Annotated in this window: 21 protein-coding genes; 12 read left to right on the forward strand and 9 right to left on the reverse strand. The window is 73.3% G+C overall.

Annotated features, from left to right (window positions below):
• Position 1 precedes the first annotated feature (1 nt).
• Positions 2–1,294 (forward strand): M18 family aminopeptidase, encoded by a 1,293-nt coding sequence (locus ACZ3ZE_RS20260; RefSeq protein WP_361168590.1) that lies wholly within the window; start codon positions 2–4, stop codon positions 1,292–1,294.
• 73 nt (positions 1,295–1,367) lie between these two features.
• On the opposite strand, the gene ACZ3ZE_RS20265 is transcribed toward ACZ3ZE_RS20260, so the two are convergent.
• Positions 1,368–3,179 (reverse strand): NHL domain-containing thioredoxin family protein, encoded by a 1,812-nt coding sequence (locus tag ACZ3ZE_RS20265; protein ID WP_361620897.1) that lies wholly within the window; start codon positions 3,177–3,179, stop codon positions 1,368–1,370.
• Positions 3,180–3,331: 152 nt separating this feature from the next.
• On the opposite strand from ACZ3ZE_RS20265, the gene ACZ3ZE_RS20270 reads away from it, so the two are divergent.
• From ACZ3ZE_RS20270 to ACZ3ZE_RS20280, 3 genes are read left to right on the forward strand one after another with little or no spacing between them, the layout of a single operon-like run.
• Entirely contained in the window at positions 3,332–4,792 is a 1,461-nt protein-coding gene (locus ACZ3ZE_RS20270) for a hypothetical protein (protein ID WP_467260009.1), read from the forward strand.
• A gap of 8 nt (positions 4,793–4,800) precedes the next feature.
• The gene (locus ACZ3ZE_RS20275) at positions 4,801–5,553 is read left to right on the forward strand and encodes a bestrophin-like domain (protein ID WP_361168581.1); all 753 of its coding nucleotides are present in this window, start codon (positions 4,801–4,803) and stop codon (positions 5,551–5,553) included.
• An 18-nt stretch (positions 5,554–5,571) separates the two neighbouring features.
• Complete coding sequence (locus tag ACZ3ZE_RS20280) at positions 5,572–6,063, forward strand: LURP-one-related/scramblase family protein (protein ID WP_361168578.1); 492 nt, start codon at positions 5,572–5,574, stop codon at positions 6,061–6,063.
• 30 nt (positions 6,064–6,093) lie between these two features.
• Here ACZ3ZE_RS20280 and ACZ3ZE_RS20285 read toward each other — a convergent pair whose 3' ends face one another.
• Entirely contained in the window at positions 6,094–7,293 is a 1,200-nt protein-coding gene (locus ACZ3ZE_RS20285; protein ID WP_361168575.1) for a trans-sulfuration enzyme family protein, read from the reverse strand.
• 72 nt (positions 7,294–7,365) lie between these two features.
• Here ACZ3ZE_RS20285 and ACZ3ZE_RS20290 point away from each other — a divergent pair, with 72 nt between their 5' ends.
• Positions 7,366–8,835: an aminotransferase-like domain-containing protein gene (locus ACZ3ZE_RS20290; protein ID WP_467260011.1), complete on the forward strand. Its 1,470-nt coding sequence runs from the start codon at positions 7,366–7,368 to the stop codon at positions 8,833–8,835.
• A gap of 136 nt (positions 8,836–8,971) precedes the next feature.
• Here the strand turns inward: ACZ3ZE_RS20290 and ACZ3ZE_RS20295 are convergent, their stop codons facing one another.
• Positions 8,972–9,745, reverse strand: a complete 774-nt coding sequence (locus ACZ3ZE_RS20295; protein WP_361168569.1) for a carbon-nitrogen family hydrolase — start codon at positions 9,743–9,745, stop codon at positions 8,972–8,974.
• 159 nt (positions 9,746–9,904) lie between these two features.
• On the opposite strand from ACZ3ZE_RS20295, the gene ACZ3ZE_RS20300 reads away from it, so the two are divergent.
• Positions 9,905–10,732: a maleylpyruvate isomerase family mycothiol-dependent enzyme gene (locus ACZ3ZE_RS20300; protein WP_361620902.1), complete on the forward strand. Its 828-nt coding sequence runs from the start codon at positions 9,905–9,907 to the stop codon at positions 10,730–10,732.
• 51 nt (positions 10,733–10,783) lie between these two features.
• Here the strand turns inward: ACZ3ZE_RS20300 and ACZ3ZE_RS20305 are convergent, their stop codons facing one another.
• The 5 genes from ACZ3ZE_RS20305 to pdhA form a co-directional block, all read right to left on the reverse strand.
• Positions 10,784–12,100: an MFS transporter gene (locus tag ACZ3ZE_RS20305; protein WP_361168563.1), complete on the reverse strand. Its 1,317-nt coding sequence runs from the start codon at positions 12,098–12,100 to the stop codon at positions 10,784–10,786.
• A complete protein-coding gene (locus tag ACZ3ZE_RS20310) occupies positions 12,097–12,768 on the reverse strand; it encodes a GntR family transcriptional regulator (RefSeq protein WP_361620903.1) in 672 nt (223 codons plus the stop codon). Before ACZ3ZE_RS20310 ends, ACZ3ZE_RS20305 begins: the two co-directional genes overlap by 4 nt.
• Before the next feature lie 90 nt (positions 12,769–12,858).
• Positions 12,859–14,268, reverse strand: coding sequence for a dihydrolipoamide acetyltransferase family protein (locus ACZ3ZE_RS20315; protein WP_467260224.1), 1,410 nt, complete (start codon positions 14,266–14,268; stop codon positions 12,859–12,861).
• A gap of 31 nt (positions 14,269–14,299) precedes the next feature.
• Complete coding sequence (locus tag ACZ3ZE_RS20320; RefSeq protein WP_361168557.1) at positions 14,300–15,280, reverse strand: alpha-ketoacid dehydrogenase subunit beta; 981 nt, start codon at positions 15,278–15,280, stop codon at positions 14,300–14,302.
• Between the two features lie 2 nt (positions 15,281–15,282).
• Positions 15,283–16,464, reverse strand: coding sequence for a pyruvate dehydrogenase (acetyl-transferring) E1 component subunit alpha (gene pdhA, locus ACZ3ZE_RS20325; RefSeq protein ID WP_361168554.1), 1,182 nt, complete (start codon positions 16,462–16,464; stop codon positions 15,283–15,285).
• Positions 16,465–16,807: 343 nt separating this feature from the next.
• Here pdhA and ACZ3ZE_RS20330 point away from each other — a divergent pair, with 343 nt between their 5' ends.
• The 3 genes from ACZ3ZE_RS20330 to ACZ3ZE_RS20340 all read left to right on the forward strand — a co-directional run bounded on the left by ACZ3ZE_RS20330 (position 16,808) and on the right by ACZ3ZE_RS20340 (position 19,119).
• Positions 16,808–17,467: a response regulator transcription factor gene (locus tag ACZ3ZE_RS20330; RefSeq protein WP_361168551.1), complete on the forward strand. Its 660-nt coding sequence runs from the start codon at positions 16,808–16,810 to the stop codon at positions 17,465–17,467.
• Positions 17,468–17,610: 143 nt separating this feature from the next.
• Complete coding sequence (locus tag ACZ3ZE_RS20335) at positions 17,611–18,063, forward strand: pyridoxamine 5'-phosphate oxidase family protein (protein ID WP_361168548.1); 453 nt, start codon at positions 17,611–17,613, stop codon at positions 18,061–18,063.
• Positions 18,064–18,078: 15 nt separating this feature from the next.
• On the forward strand, positions 18,079–19,119 hold the full coding sequence (locus ACZ3ZE_RS20340; RefSeq protein WP_361168545.1) for a phosphotransferase: 1,041 nt from the start codon (positions 18,079–18,081) through the stop codon (positions 19,117–19,119).
• Positions 19,120–19,165: 46 nt separating this feature from the next.
• On the opposite strand, the gene ACZ3ZE_RS20345 is transcribed toward ACZ3ZE_RS20340, so the two are convergent.
• Complete coding sequence (locus ACZ3ZE_RS20345) at positions 19,166–20,881, reverse strand: protein kinase domain-containing protein (protein WP_467260014.1); 1,716 nt, start codon at positions 20,879–20,881, stop codon at positions 19,166–19,168.
• 288 nt (positions 20,882–21,169) lie between these two features.
• On the opposite strand from ACZ3ZE_RS20345, the gene ACZ3ZE_RS20350 reads away from it, so the two are divergent.
• The 3 genes from ACZ3ZE_RS20350 (at position 21,170) to ACZ3ZE_RS20360 (ending at position 24,538) form a co-directional block, all read left to right on the forward strand.
• A complete protein-coding gene (locus ACZ3ZE_RS20350) occupies positions 21,170–22,804 on the forward strand; it encodes a protein kinase domain-containing protein (protein ID WP_361168539.1) in 1,635 nt (544 codons plus the stop codon).
• A 189-nt stretch (positions 22,805–22,993) separates the two neighbouring features.
• Entirely contained in the window at positions 22,994–23,782 is a 789-nt protein-coding gene (locus ACZ3ZE_RS20355) for a hypothetical protein (protein ID WP_467260017.1), read from the forward strand.
• A 96-nt stretch (positions 23,783–23,878) separates the two neighbouring features.
• Entirely contained in the window at positions 23,879–24,538 is a 660-nt protein-coding gene (locus tag ACZ3ZE_RS20360; RefSeq protein WP_361168533.1) for a PadR family transcriptional regulator, read from the forward strand.
• Positions 24,539–24,605 lie beyond the last annotated feature (67 nt).

Here is a 24,605-nt window from a genome sequence, read left to right on the forward strand (position 1 = left end):
CATGAGTAGCGCAGCTCCCCGGTTCGACCGCGGCCACACCGATGACCTCATGACCTTCCTCGCGGCCTCGCCCTCGCCGTACCACGCGGTGGCCAACACGGCCGCGCGGCTGGAGGAGGCCGGCTTCCGCAAGGTCGAGGAGACCGACGCCTGGGACGGGACGACCGGGGGGAAGTACGTGATCCGCGGGGGCGCGATCATCGCCTGGTACGTGCCCGAGGGCGCCGCCCCGCACACGCCGTTCCGGATCGTCGGCGCCCACACCGACTCCCCCAACCTGCGCGTGAAGCCCCAGCCCGACTTCGGCCGCGAGGGCTGGCGCCAGGTCGCCGTCGAGATCTACGGCGGCCCGCTGCTCAACAGCTGGCTCGACCGCGACCTCGGCCTGGCCGGCCGGCTCACCCTGCGCGACGGCAGCCACCAGCTGGTGAACGTGGACCGGCCCGTGCTGCGGGTGCCGCAGCTCGCCGTCCACCTCGACCGGGGCGTCAACGACGGCATGAAGCTGGAGCGCCAGCGCCACATGCAGCCGATCTGGGGCCTGGGCGAGGTCCACGAGGGCGACCTGATCTCCTTCGTCGCGGAGGAGGCCGGGGTCGACGCCGAGGACGTGGCCGGCTGGGACCTGATGGTGCACGCCGTCGAGGCCCCCGCCTACCTGGGCCGCGACCGCGAGCTGCTGGCCGGCCCGCGGATGGACAACCTCATCTCCGTGCACGCCTGCGTCGCCGCCCTCGCCGCCGTGTCGGCGCTGCCGGACCTGCCGTACATCCCGGTCCTGGCCGCCTTCGACCACGAGGAGAACGGCTCCGAGGCCGACACCGGCGCCCACGGCCCGCTCCTCGGCAACGTCCTGGAGCGCTCGGTCTACGCCCGCGGCGGCGGCTACGAGGACAAGGCCCGCGCGCTGGCCGGCTCGGTCTGCCTCTCCTCCGACGTCGGCCACGCCGTGCACCCCAACTACAGCGAGCGGCACGACCCGACGCACCACCCGCGCCCCAACGGCGGCCCGATCCTCAAGGTGAACGTCAACCAGCGCTACGCCACCGACGGCAGCGGCCGGGCCGTGTTCGCCGCCGCCTGCGAGAAGGCCGGCGTGCCGTGGCAGTCGTTCGTCTCCAACAACGACATGCCCTGCGGCACCACGATCGGCCCCATCACCGCGGCCCGCCACGGCATCAGCACCGTCGACATCGGCGTCGCCTGCCTGTCGATGCACAGCGCCCGCGAGCTGTGCGGCTCCGAGGACCCGCACCACCTCGCGAACGCGCTCGTGGCCTTCCTGGAGGGCTGAGCCCCCGGACCCCCGTGCCCCTCCCCCCGGCCGTGTCATGGTCCACGGACCGACCGGGGGAGGGGTACGCGTCTCAGCCGTCCATGCCCGCGAGGATCAGCGGCAGCCGGGCCGCGCCGCCCTCGGTGACGCGGACCGGGACGCCCCAGTCCTGCTGGTGCACATGGCAGGCCGGGTACTCGTTCTCCGGGTCGTCGTCGCAGGACGCGGCCATCGCCGAGACGTGCAGGACGCCCTCGGTCAGCTCCGGGTTCAGGGCCAGCTCGCGGAACAGGTCCGTGCCCGTGCCCTCGCCCGTGAGCAGCAGCTCCGGCGGGGTCGAGGAGACCAGCAGCCGGGTCGAGGGGCCGTACCGCTCGTCCAGCTTCTGGCCCTTCGGGGCCTGGAAGACCACGTCGAGGCGGAGGGCGCCGGGGGCGACCTCGGTGGCCTCCCGCTGGGTGCGGTGGGCGACCGACTCGACCTGGACGGCCTCCTCGGGCAGCCGCAGCCGGGTCAGCCGGTGCCGGGCCGACTCGACGACCACGACGTCCTCGCCGACGACGACCGCGTCGCTGGGCTCGCGCAGGTCGGTGGCGAGCGTGGTGACCTCGCCGCTCGCCGGGTCGAAGCGGCGCAGGGCGTGGTTGTAGGTGTCGCTGACGGCCACCGAGCCGTCGGGCAGCGCGGTCACGCCCAGCGGGTGCTGGAGCAGCGCCTGCCCGGCGTCGCCGTCACGGTGCCCGAAGTCGAAGAGGCCGGTGCCGACGGCGGTGTGCACGAACCCGTCGGGGTCGACCCAGCGCAGGGCGCTGGTCTCCGAGTCGGCCACCCACAGCCGGTCCTCGGTCGCGGCGAGCCCGGAGGGCTGCGCGAACCAGGCCTCGCCGGCGGGCCCGTCGACCAGGCCCTCGTTGGTGGTGCCGGCCGCGACCTCGACGGTGCCGCTCTCCGGGTCGTACGTCCACAGCTGGTGGACGCCGGCCATGGCGATCCACACCTTCCCCTGCCACCAGGCCACGTCCCACGGCGAGGACAGGTCCACGTCGAGGGCGGGACCGGAGGTGGGGGAGCCCTGCCACCACTGGCGGCCGGTGCCGGCGATCCGCTCGGAGGTGCCGGTGGCCGGGTCGAACAGCCGCAGCGCGTGGTGCACGGTGTCGGCGACGACGACCTTCCCTCCCCCAGACTTCGTCAGGGAGGTACCCCCAGGCAGCACCGCGAGGCCCTGCGGCTCCCGGAACTCCCCGTCGCCGATCCGGCGCACCACGGTCTCGCCGTCCGGCTCCAGCTCGACGAGCTGGTGTCGGGTGGTGTCGGAGACGAGGAAGTTCCCGGACGGCAGCAGGACCGCCTTGCCGGGGAAGCGCAGGTCGGTCGCGACCGGCTCCGGCGGCACGTACGGTCCGTCGCCGCGCCGCAGCGTGCCCTTCGCCCCGTGCTCGGCCTCCAGCTCCTCGACGAGCGTCCGGAGCGCGTTGGCGTGCCCCTCACCGGCGTGCTGGGCGACGACGTACCCCTCGGGGTCGATGACGACGAGCGTCGGCCAGGCCCGTACGGCGTACTGCTTCCAGGTCGCGAGCTCCGGGTCGTCGAGCACCGGGTGGTGCACCTCGTACCGCTCGACTGCGTCGACGACGGCCTGGTGCTCGGCCTCGTGCACGAACTTGGGCGAGTGCACCCCGATGATCACCAGGGTGTCGCGGTGCTTCTCCTCCAGCTCACGGAGCTCGTCGAGGACGTGCAGGCAGTTGATGCAGCAGAAGGTCCAGAAGTCGAGCAGAACGATCTTTCCCCGCAGGTCGGTGAGGGTCAGATCGTCTCCGCCGGTGTTGAGCCAGCCGCCCTTGCCGATCAGCTCGGGGGCACGGACACGGACGCGCGCGCGCACGGAGTCGTCGTTCATGGCTCAAGGGTGCCGTACGTCCGGCCGGACGGATGAATGAGGGGCCCGGTGGGCGGGACGACGGCGTGTCTTGCCCGGGGCGGGGGCGGGGGGCGTGGCGAGCATGACAGCCGGAACGATCATCGGACTTTTCGTTCGGCTGGGAGGGTGCCATGCGGCGGTTCCGGAGTGCTGCGCTGTCCCTGGTGCCGCTGCTGCTCCTCCCCCTCTGGGGGGCGCCCACCGCCCGGGCGGGCGGCGCCGGGGAGGGCGCGCTGAGCATGAGCGTCACCGTCAACGGGGGCGCCGGCCCCGGCGGCCGGGCCGTACGGACCGGCGCGACGGTCGTGAAGCGGTACCTGCTGGTCAACCGGGGTGAGGCCGATCTGTACGGGGTGCGGATCGCCGATCCCGGCGTCCCCGGCGACCTGGTCCGCTGCCCCACCGCCCCGCTCACCGCGCTCCGCACCATGGTCTGCACGGCCCGTTTCCGCGCCCTGCCCGGCACCCACACGGCCACCGCGCGGGCCACCGGCGACATCCCCTCCCTGCGCCGGCACGTCACCGCCACCACCCGCTCCGGATACGAGGGGGTGTCCGGGGCGCTCCGCCTGACCGAGACCGTACGGGTCGCCTCCGCGGCCGGACGCCAGGGCCGTTCCGCACCGCACGCCGCCCCCGGACCCGACGACCGCACGGCCGTCGTCCGCTACACCGTCACCAACCTCGGCAACCACCCCGTCCACACCGTCCGCCTCACCGACGCCGCCCTCGGCGCCGACACCCTCGCCTGCGGTACCGGCCCGGCGCCCACCGTCCCCGTCCTCGCGCCCGGCGCCTCCGCGGGGTGCACGGCGACGGTACGGCGGGCCCCGGGGACGTACCGCAGCACCGGGTACGCCTCGGGCACCGACGGCGTCACGACCTACGGCGAGCGCGGGGAGCCCGTCCCGGCACCGGAGCTCACGGCACGGGCTTCGGCGGTGTTCCGGGTGGTGGGGAGCGGTGGGACGGGGACGGGGACGGGGGCAGGGGTGGGGGCCGGGGCCGGGGCCGGGGCCGGGGCCGGGGTCGGGGTCGGGGTCGGGGTCGTTCCGGGGGTGCCTCCGGCGGTGCGGGGCGTGGTGCCGCCCGGCGGGGCGGGGGCGGGGACTGCGGCCGTCGCGGGTGCGGCGGCGGGGGTGGGCGGGGCCGGTGCGCCGGGGGCGCCGGGGGCGCCGGGATTGCTGGGGGCGCTGGGGTTGCTGGGTGGTGCGCCTGGTCCCGCCGCTGCGGCGGGCGGGGCCGGGGCGGGGGGCGTGGGAGGAGCGGGGGCCGTGGGAGGAGCGGGCGCCGGGACGGACGCGGGAGCCGGTACAGGCGCGGGAACCGGCGCGGGCGCAGGCACCGGGGCAGGCGCGGGAATCGGCGCGGGGGCGCGGCCCCCTGGGGCCCAGCCCCCCGGCGTACCACCGGCGCAACCCCCCACCACCGCGACCACCCGGGTCCCCACCGCCGCCGGTGACGAGGGGCTGCTGCCCCGCCTGCACCGCCGCTACCGCGAACTCCCGCACCTCGGTGTGGTCCTGACGCTGCTGCTCCTGCTCATCCCCGCGGCGATCGCCGCGGCCCTCTTCGGTTCCCGCCACCACTGAGAGACCCCATGGCCCTCCTGGAAACCCTCGTCGTCGTCGTCGGCGTCGCCGTCGTCACCGCGCTCGCCGTCGTCGCCAAGACCCGGCTGTTCCCGATGCGTGAGGAGGACGAACCGCGCGAGGACGTCGCCGAGTACATCGCGATGATGGTCTCGGTCCTCTACGCCATCGTGCTCGGCCTGTGCCTGGTCTCCGTCTGGGACAACCGGGCCGCCGCCGACGACCAGGTGCAGGCCGAGGCGAGCGCGCTGCACCAGACGTACCTCCTCGCGGACGCCTTCCCCGCCGGGCAGCGGGAGCCGGTGCGGCAGGAGGCCCGCGCGTACGCCGCCCACGTCGTGGACGTGGAGTGGCCGCTGATGGCCGAGCGCACCCCCCTCGGGCCGGAGGGCTGGACCCTGCTCGCCCGGCTGCGCGACGCGGGCCAGCTGCACGGCACCGGCACCACCGCCCAGCAGATCGCGGCGCAGGAGATGCTCGCCCAGATCGGCTACGTGGACGACGCCCGGCGCGGGCGGGAGGCGGCGGCCCAGGAGCGCCTGTCCCCCGTGCTGTGGACGGGGCTCATCCTCGGCGGTCTGCTGACGCTGGCCTTCATGTTCCTGTTCGGGATCAGCCGGAACACCACCCATGTGGTGATGGTGATGGGCCTGGCCGGCTTCATCGCCTTCACCGTCCTGGTGATCCATCAGCTGGACGCACCCTTCGGGGAGATGCTCGGCACGAGCCCGGACCCGTTCACCCGCTACTTCCCGGCGTGACGGGGAAGGCATTCCCCCATGAAATACCTGGTACGGGACAAGATCTTCGCGATCGGCGACGACTACTGGATCGAGGACGAGCGGGGCCGGCACGCCTTCCTCGTCGACGGCAAGGCGCTGCGGCTGCGCGACACCCTGGAGCTGAAGGACCCGGACGGGCAGGTCCTCATCACGCTGCGGCAGAAGATGTTCAGCCTGCGGGACGCGATGACGATCGAGCGGGACGACCGCCCGCTCGCCACGATCCGCCGCAAGCGCCTCTCGCTGCTCCGCAACCACTTCCGCGTCACCCTCGTCGACGGCACGGAGCTCGACGTCAGCGGCCGGATCCTGGACCGGGAGTTCACCGTCGAGTACGACGGCGAACTCCTGGCCCACATCTCCCGGCAGTGGTTCCACGTCCGCGACACGTACGCCGTGAACGCGGTCCGCGAGGACGCCGATCCCGCCCTGCTCATCGCGGTCGCGGTGTGCGTGATCCGGATGGCCGAGCGGGAGCGGGAGGACTGAGCCCGAGGCAGGGGCCCCGGCCGGCGGCTCCTACAGCGCCTTGTCCAGGGCCTGCTCCAGGTCCGTCCACAGGTCCTCGACGTGCTCGATGCCGACCGAGACCCGCACCGTGCCGGGGCCGATGCCCGCCGCCTCCAGGGCCGCCGCGTCCAGCTGGCGGTGCGAGGTGGAGGCGGGGTGCATGACCAGGGTCTTCACGTCGCCGAGCGAGGCGCTGAGGGAGGCGAGCCGGACGCCTTCGACGAAGGTCCGGCCCGCCTCGCGGCCGCCCGCGAGGTCGAAGGAGACCACCCCGCCGCCGCCCTTGGGCAGCAGCCGGGCCGCCACCTCGTGGTCAGGGTGCCCGGCGAGGGCCGGGTGCCGGACGGCGGCGACCGCCGGGTGGGCGGCCAGCCGGGCCCCGAGCTCCGCGGCGTTGGCGCACTGCCGCTCGATGCGCAGCGGCAGCGTCTGCAGGCCGCGCAGGGTCAGCCAGGCGGCGAACGGGTCGGTGGTGGCGCCCTGTTCGACGGCGTAGTGGCGGATCCGGTCGTACAGCTCCTCGTCCTTGAAGACGGCGATGCCGCCGAGGACGTCGGCGTGACCGGCGAGGTACTTGGTCGCGGAGTGCACGACGATGTCGGCGCCGTACTCGATCGGCCGGCACAGCAGCGGCGAGGCGAAGGTGTTGTCGACGGCGGACGGCACCCCCGCCTCGCGCGCGACGGCGATCAGGGCGGGCAGGTCGGAGACGCGGGTGGTGGGGTTGGCGATGGTCTCCAGGTACAGCAGCCGCGTCTCGGGGCGCAGCGCGGCCCGCACCTCGTCGGGGTCGGTGCCGGAGACGTACGTGACGTCGACGCCCCAGCGCGCGGTGAGGTCGGCGAGGAGGGCGTACGTGCCGCCGTACAGGCAGCGCTGGGCGATGACGTGGCCGCCGGTGGCGAGCAGTCCCAGCAGCACGCCGTTGATGGCGCCCATGCCGGAGGCGTACGAGAGGGCGGCGGTACCGCCCTCCAGGCGGGCGACGGCGGTCTCCAGGGCGCGGACGGTCGGGTTGCCCATCCGGCTGTAGAGGAAGGTGTCCGTCGAGTGGAAGGCCTCGGCCATGGCGTCGGCGGTCTCGAAGGCGAAGACATGGCCCTGGTGCAGCGGCACGCCGAGCGGCCTGCTGCCCTTGATCTCGGGCTGCGGAGAGTGGACGGCGAGGGTCTCGGGACGGGACGTGTCGGGGAGGAAGTCGGCGCTCATGACGTCAGTCTGAGGAAGGAACGCTTGCGCCCACAGGACCAATCCCGGCAGATTGGTCCGGCGATGGAGCCAATGACACCCTCCCTGGACGAGCTGGTCGCCTGGCTGGGCCGCTGGTCGGCCGGCCGGGGACCGATGTACCTGCTGCTGGCCGCTCGCGTACGCCAGTTGATCGACGAGGGGCTGTTGCCGCCAGGTGCCCCGCTGCCGCCCGACCGACGGCTGGCGACCGCGCTCTCGGTCGGCCGCACGACGGTCGTCGCCGCCTACGACACCCTGCGTCAGGAAGGGCGCCTGGTGCGCCGTCAAGGCAGCGGTACCCGGGTCGCGCCGACCGCGCTCACCCCGCCGGGGCCACGGCCGCCGGAGACCTCCAACCCGATGTTCCTCCACCTCCTCGAACCCTCCGACGGCGTCATCCTGCTGAGCTGCGCCGCCCCGCCGTCGCCACCCGCCCTGGTGGCCGAGTCGTACGCGCGGATCGTGCTGCCGACGGACGACCTCGGCTACCACCCGGCCGGCCTCCCGGTCCTGCGGGCGGCCGTCGCCCGCAGGTACCGGGCGCGGGGGGTGCCGACGGAGCCGGGCCAGATCCTGGTCACCACCGGGGCCCAGCAGGGCATCGGGCTGCTCACCCGGCTCCTGGTGGCGCCCGGTGACGCGGTCTTGGTGGAGGCGCCGAGCTATCCGGGGGCGCTCGACCTGTTCCGGGAGGCCGCGGCGGTGCCGACGCCGGTGGCGGTGGGGCCGGACGGGCTCGACGTGGCGGCGGCCGTCGAGGTGATGGAGCGCCGCCGGCCGGCCCTGGCCTATGTGGTCCCGCACCTCCACAACCCCACGGGGACCGTCCTGCCGCCGCTGCTCGGGCGGCGCCTCGTCGAGGCCGCGGAAGCGTACGGGGTGCCGCTCGTCGAGGACGAGGTGCTGAGCGAGCTGCGCTTCGACGATCCCGCCGTTCCCGACGCTTCCGCCGGCGCCGTGCCGCCCCTCTCCTCGTACGGCCGGGAGGTCATCGGCGTCGGCTCGCTGAGCAAGTGCGTCTGGGGCGGCCTGCGGACCGGCTGGGTGCGCGGTCCGGCCCCGCTGATCGCGCGCCTCGCGCGCCTCAAGGCGTTGCACGACCTCGGCAGCGACGTGCCGGGCCAGCTGGTGGCGGCCCGGCTGCTCGACTCCTTCGAGCCGCTGCTGCGGGCCCGGGTGGCCGAACTGCGGGCGGGGCACGACCTGCTGCGGGCCGAGCTCGCCCGTCGGCTCCCTTCCTGGGAGTGCCCGCCGGCCGCGGGCGGCCAGACCCTGTGGGTCCGCCTCCCGTACGGCGACGGAGTCTCCTTCGCCCAGATCGCGCTGCGCCACGGGGTGGCGGTGCTGCCCGGCTCCACCATGGACGCCCTGGGCGGCAGCGGACGCATGCTCCGGCTGCACTTCCTGCTGGCGCCGGACACCCTCACCGAGGCGGTGCGCCGGCTGGCGGCGGCGTGGGCGGAGTACCGGCCGGGCGTGGCGTCCGGGCCGGGCACCGCCCTGCACGCGATCGCGGTGTGAGGGCGGGCCCGGACGCCTGGGGTCCCGGAGCAGCCGGTCCGGCCGGTCCGGCCGGTCCGGCCGGTCCGGCCGGTCCGGCCGGTCCTCCGGCATCCGGCATCCGGCCTTACAGCAACCGGCCCGACAGCAAGCGGCCTTACAGCAACCGGTCCTTCAGCGCGGGGAACTGCTCCCGCGTCAGGTTCACCTTCGCCGGGTCCAGGACGACCCGCAGGATCTCCTCGTCCGGGCCCGCCTCCGCGAGGACCTCGCCCCAGGGGTCGACGACGATCGAGTGGCCGGCCTGCTCGACGCCCGCGTGGGTGCCTGCGGTGCCGCAGGCGAGGAGGTACGCCTGGTTCTCGACGGCACGGGCCCGCGCCAGCAGCGTCCAGTGGCCGAGGCGCCGGGCGGGCCAGCCGGCCGGCAGCACGAAGGCCTGGGCGCCCGCGTCGACGAGGCCGCGGAACAGCTCGGGGAAGCGCAGGTCGTAGCAGGTGGCGACGCCGACGGTGAGCTGCGGCAGATCGACGGTGACGAGGTCCTCGCCGGCCGTCATCAGGACCGCCTCGCCCTTGTCGAAGCCGAAGCGGTGGATCTTCCGGTAGGAGGCGACGAGTTCGCCGTCGGGGGAGAAGACCAGCGAGGTGTTGTAGAGCGCCCCGCCCGCCGCCTCGACGATCGAGCCCGCGTGCAGCCAGACCTCGGCGTCCCGCGCGGCGGCCGCCATCGCCTCGTACGTGGGGCCCTTCAGCGGCTCGGCCTCGGCCGCGAACGACTCGTAGGCGAAGGCCCCGACGGGCCACAGTTCGGGCAGGACCACCAGGTCCGCCGCGTCCCGTTCCTCCCGTACGAGGCGGGCGACGCGCGCCCTCCGGCTCTCGACCGGTTCGTCCGGGTCTACCGCGATCTGGATCAGCGAGGCGCGCACACTACCACCGTCCTGGCATTCGAGCCGTCAACACCGGCCTACGATCGTCACACGAAAGCACTGCCGGGGTGCCTGCGGGCAGCGTAACTTAGCCAGCGAGCCTCCCACGCAGTCGAGTTTTCAGCCCGCCCAGCCGTACCAGCGCCGCCGAGGGGTCCCGTGACCGTCCATCCCAGCCTCCAGAACTACGCCGACGCCTGGACCCACTCGATCGAAGCGATAGCCGAGCTGGTGGGGCCGCTCGCGGAGGGCGAGTGGAACCGCGCCACCCCGTGCCCCGGCTGGTCCGTCCGCGACATCGTGTCCCATGTCATCGGCATGGAGACCGAGATGCTGGGCGACCCGCGCCCGATCCACAGTCTGCCCCGCGATCTCTACCACGTACGCAGCGACTTCGCCCGCTACATGGAGATGCAGGTCGATGTGCGGCGCCACCACACCGCGCCGGAGATGACCTCGGAGCTGGAGTACATCCTGATCCGCCGGGCCCGCCAGATGCGCAACGAGAACCGGCTGCCCGACGCCCTGATCCGCGCCCCCCTCGGCGCCGAGCAGACCCTGGAACTGGCCTACCGGATGCGCGCCTTCGACTGCTGGGTGCACGAGCAGGACCTGCGGACCGCCCTCGGCGTCCCCGGCAACCTGGACTCCCCCGGCGCGTACATCACGCGGGACGTGCTCCTGGAGGCGCTGCCGTTCGTCGTCGCGAAGGAGGCCGGCGCGCCCACCAGCTCGGCGATCGTCCTCGACGTCACCGGGCCGGTCGAGTTCCTGCGGACGGTCCGGGTGGACGCCGAGGGCAACGGCTCGGTGGACGGCGCGCCGTCCCTCGGCCCGGCGGTCACGCTGGTGACCGACTGGGAGACGTACGTGCGCCTGGCCTGCGGCCGGGTCCGGCCGGCCGAGGTGGCCGACCGGGTCAAGACCGAGGGCGACGAGGACCTGGCGCGGGCGATCCTGGACCACTTCGCGGTCACGCCGAACTAGGCCCGGCGCCCGGCGGTCACGCCCACCCGGGCCCGGGACCGACCCCGGCGGTCACGCCGGTACGTGCACGACCTCGACCCTGCTGGCGACCAGCCGTTCCCGTTCCCGGCGGGCGGTGCGGGACTTCAGGCGGAGGATCTGCACGACGCCGAGGGCTTCGAGGACGAAGACCGAGGAGAAGGCGACCCGGTAGTCGCCGCCGGTGGCGTCGAGGAGGACGCCGACCGCGAAGAGCGTGGTCATCGAGGCGACGAAGCCGCCCATGTTGACGATCCCGGACGCCGTGCCCTGCCGCTCCGGCGGGTTGGCGGGCCGGGCGAAGTCGAAGCCGATCATCGAGGCGGGCCCGCAGGCGCCGAGCACCACGCACAGGGTGACGAGCAGCCACATCGGCGCGTGCTCGCCGGGATAGACGAGGGTGGTCGCCCACAAGGTGGCGGTCGCGGCGACGGTGCCCAGGGCGAGCGGGGCGCGGGCGGCGTGGTGGCGGGCGATGATCTGCCCGTAGACGAGCCCCACCACCATGTTGGAGGCCACGACCAGGGTGAGCAGCGACCCGGCGGTCCCGCGGCTGAGGCCCTGCGCCTCGACGAGGAACGGCAGCCCCCACAGCAGCAGGAAGACCATGGCGGGGAACTGGGTGGTGAAGTGCACCCACATCCCGAGCCGGGTGCCGGGCTCCCGCCAGGACTCGCCGATCTGGCGCCGGACGAAGGCGGCGCCCGCGTGCGGCAGGGGCTCGGGCTCGTACCCCTCGGGGTGGTCCTTGAGGAAGAGCAGCAGCAGGACGAGGACGACCACGCCGGCGGCGGCGCTGCCCGCGAAGGCGGCGGTCCAGCCGAGGCCGTGCAGGAGCCGGGCGATGACGAGCGTGGAGACCAGGTTGCCGGCCATGCCGACGAGTCCGGCGAGCTGGGCGACGAGAGGGCCGCGGCGGGCCGGGAACCAGCGGGTGCCGAGCCGCAGCACGCTGATGAAGGTCATCGCGTCGCCGCAGCCGAGCAGGGCCCGGGAGGCGAGCGCCATGCCGTACGTGGGGGAGAACGCGAAGCCCAGCTGCCCGAGGGTGAACAGCAGCACGCCGATGGTCAGCACCTTCTTGGTGCCGAGCCGGTCGACCATGAGGCCGACGGGTATCTGCATACCGGCGTAGACGAGCAGCTGGAGTATGGAGAAGGTGGACAGCGCCGACGCGTTGACCCCGAACCGGTCGGCGGCGTCGAGCCCGGCGACACCCAGCGAGGTCCGGAAGATGACGGCGACGAAGTACACGGCGACCCCGACGCCCCAGACCAGCGCGGCCCGCCGCCCGCCGGGCGGGTCCCCGGGCAGGGTGACGGCCGACCCGTATCCGTTGCCGCGGCTCACCTCGCCTCACCCCGGACCAGCACCTTGACCCAGCTCAGGTGCTGCCGCACACAGGAAGCGGCCCCTTCGGCGTCCCCCGCCTTGATCCGCTCCAGGATCTCGGCGTGCTCGACGATGTTCTTGGCGACCCGGTCGGGCTGGGACTGCATCACGGCGACGCCCATCCGCAGCTGCCGGTCCCGGAGCTGGTCGTAGAGGCGGGCGAGGATCTGGTTCCCGGCGTGCTGGACGATCTCGGCGTGGAAGGCCCGGTCGGTGGCGGCGACCTCCGCCAGGTCCCCCGCCTCGGCCCGCCGCCTCTGCTCCTCCAGGAGCTCTTCGAGCCGCTCGACGAGCCCGGGCGCCGGGGGCACGGCCCGCCGCACCGCGAACTCCTCGACGAGCAGCCGGGTCTCGACGACGTCGGCGATCTCCTGCGCGGAGACCGCCAGCACGAGGGCGCCCTTCTTGGGGTAGAGCTTGAGCAGCCCTTCCATCTCCAGCTTCAGCAGCGCCTCCCGCACCGGCGTCCGCGACACCCCCACCGCCTGGGCGAGCTCCCCCTCGGTGAGGAGCGTCCCCCCTTCGTACCGACGGTCGAGCACGGCCTGCTTGACGTGCATGTAGACGCGGTCGGCGGCGGGCTGCTGCTTGACGGGCTGCGGGGCGGGCGCTGGGGCTGAGGGCATGCGCACAGCTTAGATACAACAGGGGTGCAACAGACAGGCCCGTCCGCGATGCGGACGGGCCTGTTTCACGTGAAACGGTCACATGGGGTGTTACGCCCAGGTGATGAGCCGCTTCGGCTGCTCCAGGATCGCGGCCACGTCGGCCAGGAACTTGGAGCCGAGCTCGCCGTCGACCAGGCGGTGGTCGAAGGAGAGCGCGAGAGTGGTGACGTGACGCGGCTTCACCTTGCCCTTGTGGACCCAGGGCTGGAGCTTGATCGCGCCGACCGCGAGGATCGCGGACTCGCCCGGGTTCAGGATCGGCGTACCGGTGTCGACGCCGAAGACGCCGACGTTGGTGATGGTGAAGGTGCCGCCCTGCATGGCCGCCGGGGTCGTCTTGCCCTCGCGGGCGGTGGCGACCAGCTCGCTCAGGGACGCCGACAGTTCCGGGAGGGTCTGGGCGTGCGCGTCCTTGATGTTCGGCACGATCAGGCCCCGCGGGGTGGCCGCGGCGATGCCCAGGTTCACGTAGTGCTTGACCACGATCTCCTGGGCGGCCTCGTCCCAGGCCGCGTTGATGTCCGGGTTGCGCCTCGCCGCGACCAGGACCGCCTTGGCGATCAGGAGCAGCGGGTTGACCCGCAGGCCCGCCATGTCCTTGTCGGACTTGAGTTCCTCGACCAGCTTCATCGTGCGCGTGATGTCGAAGGTCACGAACTCGGTGACGTGCGGCGCGGTGAAGGCCGAGCCGACCATCGCCGCCGCCGTGGCCTTCCGTACGCCCTTGATGGGGGTACGGGTCTCCCGGGCCTCCGAGGAGACGGCGGGGGCGGCGGCAGCGGGCACCGCTGCCGGGGCCGCGACCGGGGCGGCGACCGGGGCGGCGACGGGCGCCGGGGTCTCGACGGCCGGAGCCGCCGCCGCGTGCACGTCCTCGCGGGTGATGACGCCGTCCGGGCCGGTCGGGGTGACCGCCGCCAGGTCGACGCCCAGGTCCTTGGCCAGCTTGCGCACCGGCGGCTTGGCCAGCGGGCGGCCGGCCACGGGGGCGTGGCCGTTGAGCTGCTCGGGCACCAGGACGGCGGCCGGGGCGGGGACCGCGGCGGCCACCGGGGCTGCCGGGGCTGCCGTCGTCGTCTTGCGGGCCCGGCGCTTGGTGGAGGTCGCGGCCACGCCGTAGCCCACCAGGACCGGCTGGCGGCCCTGCGGCTCGGGCTCCTCCTCGGGGGCGGCCGGGGCGGCGGCGGCGGGGGCGGGCTCGGCGGCCGGGGCCGCGGGGGCCTCCGGGGCCGCTCCGCCGCCCACGTTCACCGAGATGATGATCTCGCCGACGTCGACCGTGGTGCCCTCGGGGAAGCGCAGCTCGTGGACCGTCCCGTCGAACGGGATCGGGAGCTCCACGGCCGCCTTCGCCGTCTCGACCTCGCAGACGACCTGCCCGTCGGTGACGGTGTCACCGGGCTGGACGTACCACTTGAGGATCTCGGCCTCGGTCAGGCCCTCGCCCACGTCGGGCATCTTGAATTCACGGATCGTCACGATGCTCTCCTCAGAACGCCAGCGAGCGGTCGACGGCGTCGAGCACGCGGTCCAGACCCGGCAGGTACTCCTCCTCCAGGCGCGCCGGCGGATACGGCGCGTGGTAGCCGCCGACCCGCAGGACGGGGGCCTCCAGGTGGTAGAAGCAGCGCTCGGTGATGCGGGCGGCGATCTCCGCGCCGGAGCCGAAGAAGACCGGGGCCTCGTGCACCACGACCAGGCGGCGGGTCTTCTCCACCGAGGCCTGGATCGTGTCGAAGTCGAGCGGGGAGATCGAGCGCAGGTCCACGACCTCGATCGACTTGCCCTCCTCGGCGGCGGCCGCGGCCGCCTCCAGGCAGGTCTTCACCATCGGGCCGTACGCGAGGAGCGTCAGGTCCGTGCCCTCGCGGGCGACGCGGGCCTTGTGCAGCTCACCGGGGATCGCCTCGACGTCGACCTCGCCCTTGTCCCAGTAACGGCGCTTGGGCTCGAAGAAGATGACCGGGTCGTCGCTCTGGATCGCCTGCTGGAGCATCCAGTAGGCGTCCGAGGGGTTGGCCGGGGAGACGACCTTGAGGCCCGCGACGTGCGCGAAGAGCGACTCGGGGGACTCGGAGTGGTGCTCGACGGCACCGATGCCGCCGCCGTAGGGGATGCGGATGACGATCGGCATCTTCACCGTGCCGAGCGAACGGGCCCGCATCTTCGCCAACTGGGAGACGATCTGGTCGTACGCCGGGAAGACGAAGCCGTCGAACTGGATCTCCACGACCGGCCGGTAGCCGCGCAGGGCCAGACCGATCGCGGTGCCGACGATGCCGGACTCGGCGAGCGGGGTGTCGATGACCCGGTCCTCGCCGAAGTCCTTCTGCAGGCCGTCGGTGATCCGGAAGACGCCGCCGAGCTTGCCGACGTCCAGACCCATGACGAGGACCTTGGGGTCGGTCTCCAGCGCCTTGCGCAGCGACTCGTTGAGCGCCTTGGCCAGGGGAAGTTTCTGAACAGCCATGATTACTCGGCCTCTCCGCCCTCGAAGGACGCCTGGTACGCGGCGAACTGGGCGCGCTCCTCGTCGACGAGCGCGTGCCCGTCCGCGTACACGTTGTCGAAGATCGCCATGTGGTCCGGGACGGGCATGGCGCGGACGACCTCGCGGACGTGCTTGCCCAGCGCCTCGCTCTCCGACTCCAGCTCCTCGAAGAAGGCGGCGTCGGCGTGGCCCTCGTTCTCCAGGTACGTCTTGAGACGCAGGATCGGGTCCTTCGCCTCCCACTCCTCACGCTCCGCGTCGCGGCGGTAGCGGGTCGGGTCGTCGGAGGTGGTGTGGGCGGCCATGCGGTAGGTGTACGCCTCGATGAGCGTCGGGCCCTCTCCGCGGCGGGCGCGCTCGAGTGCCGACCGGGTCACGGCCAGGCACGCGAGGACGTCGTTGCCGTCGACGCGGACACCGGGGAAGCCGAAGCCGCGGGCGCGCTGGTAGAGCGGGACGCGGGTCTGCTTCTCGATGGGCTCGGAGATGGCCCACTGGTTGTTCTGGCAGAAGAACACGACCGGGGCGTTGTAGACCGCGGAGAAGACGAACGACTCGTTGACGTCGCCCTGGCTGGAGGCGCCGTCGCCGAAGTACGCGATCACGGCGGAGTCCGCGCCGTCCTTGGCGATGCCCATGGCGTAGCCGGTGGCGTGCAGGGTCTGCGAGCCGAGCACGATCGTGTACAGGTGGAAGTTGTTGCTGTTGGGATCCCAGCCACCGTGGTTCACACCGCGGAACATGCCGAGCAGGTTGGTGGGGTCGACCCCGCGGCACCAGGCGACCGCGTGCTCACGGTAGGTGGGGAAGACGTAGTCGTCGTCCCGCAGGGCGCGGCCGGAGCCGATCTGGGCGGCCTCCTGACCGAGCAGGGAGGCCCACAGGCCCAGCTCGCCCTGGCGCTGCAGGGCGGTGGCCTCGGCGTCGAAGCGGCGGCTGAGGACCATGTCGCGGTAGAGGCCGCGCAGCTCCTCGGCGCTCAGGTCGATGTCGTACTCGGGGTGCTGGACGCGCTGCCCCTCGGGCGTCAGCAGCTGAATGAGCTCGGGCTCGGCGCTCTGGGCTGCCGTCGCCTTCTTCGCGCTCGCGCTGGCGCTTGCGGTGCGCTTGGTGCCGCTGCTGCGTCGCGTCGTCTTGCGCGCGGCAGTGCTCTCCACGGTCACGTGCGTGCTCCTCCGTCGGTCCGGCCCCCGGGTTCGCCGGTGAGGCCAGTGCGGCTCCGCCTTCACCGTGCCCTTCGCACGGGGTGGGTGCGACTCGGCCGGGGTCGGGCGTGACAGGTGCCCCGGCGAGCGCCCTGTCATAGGCACGTTACCCACAGCGCCGCATTCCTGCGAAACCCCATTTGACCTGCGATTTTGCTTGGATTTCCAAGTAAATCGAGAAATGCGGGACTCGCCGCTGGTCAGCGGGCGTTGGGGGCAGCCCGAAGAGGCCGCCGGAACACCCGGCACGTTATCCCGGTCACCCCGGGCACGGGAAGAGTGAATATGTGAGACTGGCTGCGTGCGCGAAGAAGGAAAAATCCGGGTATTTCTGCTGGACGACCACGAGGTCGTGCGGCGCGGCGTCCACGAGCTGCTCTCCGTGGAGGACGACATCGAGGTGGTCGGCGAGGCCGGTACGGCTGCGGACGCCCTGGTCAGGATCCCTGCGACCCGTCCCGACGTGGCCGTGCTCGACGTCCGGCTGCCGGACGGCAGCGGCGTCGAGGTGTGCCGCGAGATCCGGTCGCAGGACGATTCGATCAAGTGCCTGATGCTGACCTCGTACGCGGACGACGAGGCGCTGTTCGACGCGATCATGGCCGGGGCCTCGGGATACGTCCTGAAGGCCATCCGCGGCAACGAGCTGCTGAACGCGGTGCGCGACGTGGCGGCCGGCAAGTCGCTGCTCGACCCGGTGGCGACCGCGCGGGTCCTCGAGCGCCTGCGGGACGGCAACAGCCCCAAGGGTGACGACCGGCTCGCCAATCTCACCGAGCAGGAGCGCAAGATCCTCGATCTGATCGGCGAGGGCCTGACCAACCGGGGCATCGGCGAGCGGCTCCACCTTGCGGAGAAGACCATCAAGAACTATGTCTCCAGCCTGCTGTCGAAGCTGGGCATGGAGCGGCGTTCCCAGGCCGCGGCGTATGTGGCGAGGATGCAGGCCGAGCGTCACTGAGGCCGGCGGGTTCCCGGACCCCGGCCGCTTCACCCGAACGGGTGCGGCCGGTCCGGGCGGCCCGCATTCGGGACCTACGTCCCCGGAGAACCGGGGCAGGGGCCCCTTTTCCGACAGGGTGCCGGTGGCGGAGAGTGGTAGCCATGTCCCCCGATGAGATCCGCGCCCTCGACCTGCTGAGCCGTGTGTCGTACGGCCGGGTGGCGACGAGCATGCGGGCGATGCCGTTCGTCGCCCCCGCCCGGCACATCGTGTTCGACGGCGACGTCCTGATCCGGCTCCACCGCGGCCTCGGCTACCACCGGGCCTGCAACGGCAGCGTCGTGGCCTACGGGGCGGACAACTTCGGCGCCGAGGCCGAGACCGTGTGGTCCGTGCAGTTCACCGGCACCGCCGGGATCATCGACCCCACCGAGGCCCAGCTGGCGGCCTTCGGCCCGGAGCCCCGCTCCGTCGACGGCGAGCCCTTCGACCCGGTCTTCATGCGGATCGAGCCCCAGTTCGTCACCGTGCACAGCCTCGACTACACGTCCGAGCGGCCGGCCCCCGCTCGCGCCCTTCCCTCCATCGAGCGACACCTCCACCACGTAGCGTGATCTAACATCTGCGGAGTGCCGCGCTCATCTGTACCCCTGGCCCCGCCCCGGTCGACCTCCCCCGCCCCGCCCCTCGGCGCCCTGCTGCGCCGCTACGGGGACACGGGCGAGCCGCTGTCCTGCGAACCCGTCGCCCAAGGCTTACTCAACCGCGGCTACCGCCTCTCCACCACGCGGGGCCGCTACTTCCTCAAACAGCACCTGGACGCCCGCACCGCCGACCGGGACACCATCACGCGCCAGCACCGGGCCACCCTCCGCCTGCACGCCCTCGGGCTGCCCGTCGCCCCGCCGCTGCACGACGCGCGGGGCCGCACCGTCGCCGTCATCGGCGGCCACTGCTACGCCCTGCACCCCTGGGTCGAGGGCCGGCACCGCGAGGGCGCCGAGCTGTCCACCGCCGGATCCCACCGCCTCGGCAGCCTCCTCGGGCACGTCCACACGTCCCTGGAGCAGGTCATGGACTCCCCGCCGCCGGACGCCGGCCACGAGAGCGCCTGCCCCGAGGAGACCCTCCGGCTCATCGAGGAGCTGTTACGCCTGGTGCGCACGCGACGGCGGCGCGACGGCTTCGACGAGCTCGCCGAGCACCGGCTCCGCGAACGCCGGGTGCTCCTCGACCGGCACGCCCACCGGCGCCCGCCCGCCGCCGCCTCGGGCGGCTGGGTGCACGGCGACTTCCACCCGTTCAACCTGCTCTACCGGGGCGCCGAACCGGCCGCGATCATCGACTGGGACCGGCTCGGGGTCCGTCCGCGCGCCGAGGAGGCGGTCCGCGCCGCCGCGATCTTCTTCGTCCGGCCGGGCGGCGAGCTCGCCCTGGACAAGGTGCGGGCCTACGCGCGCGCCTACCGGCGGGCCGCCGGCGTGGACCGCGCCGACCTGGCCGCCGCCGTCGACCGGGTGTGGTGGGAGCGGCTCAACGACTTCTGGACCCTGCGCTGGCGCTACCAGCTGCACGACCACAGGGCCGACCCGCTGTTCCCCGCGGTGTCGGCCCTGGCCGTGTGGTGGACCCGCGAGTACGAGGCGGTGCGTGACGCCTTCGCGGGCTGAGCGCTCTGAGCGGGCTGGGCGGGGGACGCGAGGCGCGCCCCGGCGGTCAGCCCGTGCCGGCGGCGGTGCCCGTCGTCGTGCCCGTCCCGGTCGTGGTGCCGGTGCCCGTGGACGTGCCCGTCGAGGTGCCGGTCCCCGTCGACGTGCCCGTCGAGGTGCCGGTGCCCGAGGACGTGCCGGTCGAGGTGCCCGTGGACGTGCCGGTCGAGCTTCCCTCGGTCGTGCCCTCGGTCGTGCCTTCCGTGCCGCCCTCGGACGTGCCCGTGCCACCGTCGGCCGTGCCCGTCGGGTCCGTCGACGGGGTGCCCGTCGACGTCGGCTCCTTCGTCGGCTCGTACGTGGGCTTGTACGTGGGCTTCCAGGTCTGCTGGCCGCTGCCGCCGTTCGACGTGTCCGGCGGATCGGGCTCGTCCGAGGGCTCGTCGGAGGGATCCGGCGACTTCGACTGGGTGGACGGCGAGTCGCTGACGGCCGGCGGCTTCGTGTTGCCGTCGTCGTTCTTGGCGCCGGCCTTGTCGATGGCGTACGCGACGCCCGCGACGATCGCGACCAGCGCGAGCGCCACGAACAGCAGCAGCTTGCCGCGGCCGCCCTTGCCGCCGCCGTGCCCGCCGTAGCCACCGTCCGGGGTGTAGCCGCCATGGCCGCCGTGCCCGCCGTCGTAGCCCCCGTCGTCCGGGTTCATCGGGGGCAGGATCGGGCCCTGCGCGGTCGTGTGGTGCGTCGGGTGGCCCATGGGGTGGCCGAGGACGGCCGTCGCGCCGACGCCGCCCATCCCGCCGCCCGGGGTGTGCATCGGGTCGTGCGTGTCGTACAGGTCGACCGGACCCGTGTTCCACACGCCGGTGTGGCCGCCCTGCTCCTGGAGCATCTGCAGCGCGTACTGGATCAGGCCGCGCATCTCCTCGGCGCTCTGGAACCGGTCGTCCGGGTCCTTCGCGAGCGAACGCATCGCCAGGCCGTCGAGCTCCGGCGGCGCCGCGGGCGCCACCTCGGACGGCGGGACCGGCGTGTCCTGGACGTGCTGGTAGACGACCGACAGCGGCGTCTCACCCGTGAACGGGGGCCGCAGCGCGAGCAGTTCGTAGAGCAGACAGCCCGTCGCGTACAGGTCGGAGCGGTGGTCGACGGCCTTGCCGAGCGCCTGCTCGGGCGACAGGTACTGCGGGGTGCCCATGACCATGCCGGTCTGGGTCATCGTCGACTGCGCGCCGTGCAGGGCGCGGGCGATGCCGAAGTCCATGACCTTGACCGCGCCGCCGTGCGTGATGATCACGTTCGCCGGCTTGATGTCGCGGTGCACGATGCCGTGCTGGTGCGAGTAGGCGAGCGCCTCCAGGACACCGGAGACGATGATCAGGGCCTGCTCGGGGCCCGGCGCCTCGGCGCTGATCAGCAGGTCGCGGATGGTGCGGCCCTCGACCAGTTCCATCACGATGTACGGCACGGAACGGCCGCCGACCAGGTCCTCGCCCGAGTCGTAGACCGCCACGATCGCATGGTGGTTGAGGCCCGCGACGGACTGCGCCTCGCGGGTGAAACGGGCCTTGGAGACCGGGTCCTCGGCGAGGTCGGCGCGCAGCAGCTTCACCGCGACGGTGCGCCCCAGGCGCACGTCCTCGGCCGCGAACACCTCGGCCATGCCGCCGCGTCCGAGGCGGTGGGTCAGCCGGTAGCGGCCGTCGCCGACCACTCCGTCGATGCCCCAGGACTCGGCGGAAGCGTCCGGGAGACCGCCGCCTGCTCCGGAATCGGGTGCCATCAGTCCTCGCCGTCGTCTCTTGTGCCGTGTCCAGTCGTCACGCTACAGGCTCCGTACGACATCACGGTCCGCCATGGACCGGCCATCCGACTCCCCACATGTACACCTGTGCAAATTCCGTGCCGTTCCTGTCACGCCGCCGTCACGGTTCCCGGAGCGCGGCTGTGCGGAGGGTCACGGAACGGGTACCGAACGGACACCCGGCTTGACGTGTCACTGCCCTCGGGCAGACTTGGCCGGACCATTTCCGGATCAGCGCCGCCACGCGCGCGTAGGGGGAAGCACGAGATGAGCCAGGACGGCGCACAGGGCCGCTATGCGGGCGGTTCGGTCGCGGGCGGCCGGTACCAGCTTCGCGACCTTCTCGGCGAGGGCGGCATGGCGTCGGTGTACCTGGCGTACGACAGCGCCCTGGACCGCCAGGTCGCCATCAAGACGCTGCACACCGAACTCGGCCGCGAACAGTCCTTCCGCGAACGGTTCCGGCGCGAGGCGCAGGCCGTGGCGAAGCTGTCGCACACCAACATCGTCTCGGTCTTCGACACCGGCGAGGACACCCTCGACGGCGCCGTCATGCCGTACATCGTCATGGAGTACGTGGAGGGGCAGCCGCTCGGCTCGGTGCTCGCCTCCGACGTGCGCCAGTACGGCGCGATGCCGGCCGACAAGGCGCTGAAGGTCACCGGCGACGTGCTCGCCGCGCTGGAGACCAGCCACGAGATGGGCCTGGTCCACCGGGACATCAAGCCGGGCAACGTGATGATGACCAAGCGCGGCGTGGTCAAGGTCATGGACTTCGGCATCGCGCGCGCCATGCAGTCCGGCGTCACCTCGATGACCCAGACCGGCATGGTCGTCGGCACCCCGCAGTACCTCTCCCCCGAGCAGGCCCTGGGCCGCGCCGTCGACGCCCGCTCCGACCTCTACTCGGTCGGCATCATGCTCTTCCAGCTCCTGACGGGCCGGCTGCCCTTCGACGCGGACTCGCCGCTCGCCATCGCCTACGCCCACGTCCAGGAGGAGCCGGTCGCCCCGTCCTCCGTGAACCGCGCGGTGACCCCGGCGATGGACGCACTGGTGGCCCGCGCCCTGAAGAAGAACCCGAACGAGCGTTTCCCCAGCGCCGCCGCGATGCGCGACGAGTGCCTGCGGGTGCTGTCGGCCGGGCAGACCGGTGCGCCGGTGATCGTCGCGGGCGGCCCCGTGCAGAGCGGCTCGGGCGTCGGCTCCGCCGTCTTCCCGCCGGTCGGCCAGACCCCGCCGCCCTCGACGCACGGCCTGCAGACCCCTTACCAGCCGACGCCGCAGCCGGGGCCCTACGGGCCTCCGACGCCGGCGCCGTCGTACGGATATCCGCAGCAGGTCCCGACGCCCCCGCCGGCGCCCGCCTACCAGACGCCGGCGCCCGTGCCCGCGCCCATGCCGGGGCCGTACACGATGCCCCAGCAGCAGACCCACGCCCCCGTCGCGGGCGGCGGCTCCTCGTCGAACCGGTCGAAGATCGCCATCGGCGCCCTCGCGCTGCTCGTGGTCGCCGGCGTGGTCACGGGCATCTCCCTCTACAACCGCGAGCCCTCCGGCGAGCCCACCGCGGACGGCCCGAGCCAGAGCAGCAGCGCCGCCCCCGGCCACAAGGGCCCGGACCTCACCCGGACCATCGCGGCCAAGAAGTGCACGGAGCCGTCCGAGTCGAGCAGCGACCCGGACAAGTTCGAGGTCCCGGACTTCACGTACAAGAACATCCAGTCGGTGAAGGCCTGCCTCCAGGCCGCGGGCTGGAAGGTCAAGGCCGAGTCCTCGGTCGACGAGGCGACCTGGGGCCAGGGCACGGTCATCACCCAGTACCCGCGCCAGGGCACGGACATCTCGAAGGACGACGCCGAGTTCACCTTCGAGGTTTCCACGGGCAATCCGCCGCAGTAGTTTCCCGGCCCCCTGGCCCGGAACCCGTCCGGATGATCCGGGATGCCGGGTGTGTCCCGTCATGTGACGCTGAGTCGAAGAACTCGGCGGCTCGGCACGGGAGGGGGTCACCCGGTGACTCCAGCACTCCGCACGGCACGGTCACGGGCCCTCGGACCCGTCCTCGCCTGCTGTTTCACGGCATGCGCGGTGTCCGTCGCCGGGCCGCAGGCCCCGTACGCGTACGGGGCCCAGGTCACCCCGGCCGGCCCGGGCGGCGCCGCCGCGACCGCGACCGGGAACGGGACGGGTGCCGGCGAGGGTGGCGGTGCCGGTGCCGCCGACAGCGAGAGCGAGAGCGACACGGGCGGCGAGGGCTCCGGCGGTACGGGCGGGGGCTCGGCGATCCCCTCGCGTACGCCGCCCGCACACCCGCGGCCCGCGCACCCGCGGCCCGCGAGCACGGCACCGCCCCGGGGGACCGGGACGCCGCCGCCGACCGCCGCCACCGTCGTGCCGCGCCCGACCGCGACCGGCTCCGGCCCCGGTTCCGGCGCGTCCTCCTCGGCCGCCTCCCCCGCGCCCGCGCCGAGCGGGTCCACCGCGGGGCCCGCCGGGCGGCCCGCCCCGAACGGTTCCGCCTCCCTCGCGGGGCGCCCCGCGGGCGAGGGCCGGGAGCGCCCCGGACGGCCCCCGGAGCCGAGTTCCCCCGTCGCCACGACCCCGTCGGCGCCTTCGGGAAGCCCCTCTCGTATCAAAACCGCAACAGAGGACGGGCCCGCCGTGGAGGCGGACGAGGGGGTCGGGGCGGTACCTGAGAGGGAGTTGCCGCTCGCGTCCTCCTCGGCGGCGGCGCTGCCCGCGGCGGCGCCCCGGATCGGCGCGGAGGCCGTCGGCACCCTCTCCGACCGGCGGATTCCGGTCATGACGCTGGGTGTGGGGCTCGCTCTGATGGGGCTCGGCATCGGCTTCCTCGGGGTCCGGATGCGGCGCCGCTGAACCCGCCCGGAAGCCCCGGGTCCTCCTTGAGTCGGATCCCGGGGGTCCACCTCAGGGCGCTTGTCGGCGGCGGCATACTCGGTATACATACTGAGTATGTCGATCCGCCACGGGCTTCTCGCCCTCCTCGAACGCGGCCCCCGCTACGGCTCGCAGCTCCGCACGGAGTTCGAGTCCCGCACCGGCTCCACCTGGCCGCTCAACGTCGGACAGGTCTACACGACCCTGGCCCGGCTCGAACGGGACGGCATGGTCGGCCAGGACGGCGAGGACGAGGCCGGACACGCGCTCTACGCGATCACCGACAAGGGTCGTGAAGAGCTGCGCGCCTGGTTCGAGAACCCCGTCGACCGCAGCAGCCCCGCCCGCGACGAGCTCGCCATCAAGCTGGCCATGGCGGTCGGGGCGTCCGGGGTCGACATCCGCGACGTCATCCAGTCCCAGCGCCGGCACACCGTGAAGGCGATGCAGGACTACACCCGGCTCAAGGCGCAGGCGATCACCGCCGTCGAGCGCGGGGGCGCCCGCGAGCGCGACGACGTCGCCTGGCTGCTCGTCCTGGAGCAGCTGATCTTCCGGACCGAGGCGGAGGCCCGCTGGCTGGACCACTGCGAGTCCCGGCTGATCCGCCTCTCGGCGATCTCCGCCGCCTCACCCGCACCACCTGCCTCACCCGCACCACCGGTTCCGCCCGGGGCCTCGTCCCACTCCGCCCCGACCGCTTCACCCCTGCCGGGAGCCACGGGGGTTTCGTAACCCGGCAGACCGCTTCCGACCGCTCCGCAAGCAACCCGACCAGACCCAGACCGTACGCACCGGCACC

The sequence above is a fragment of the Streptomyces sp. NPDC023157 genome (genome assembly GCF_055560575.1).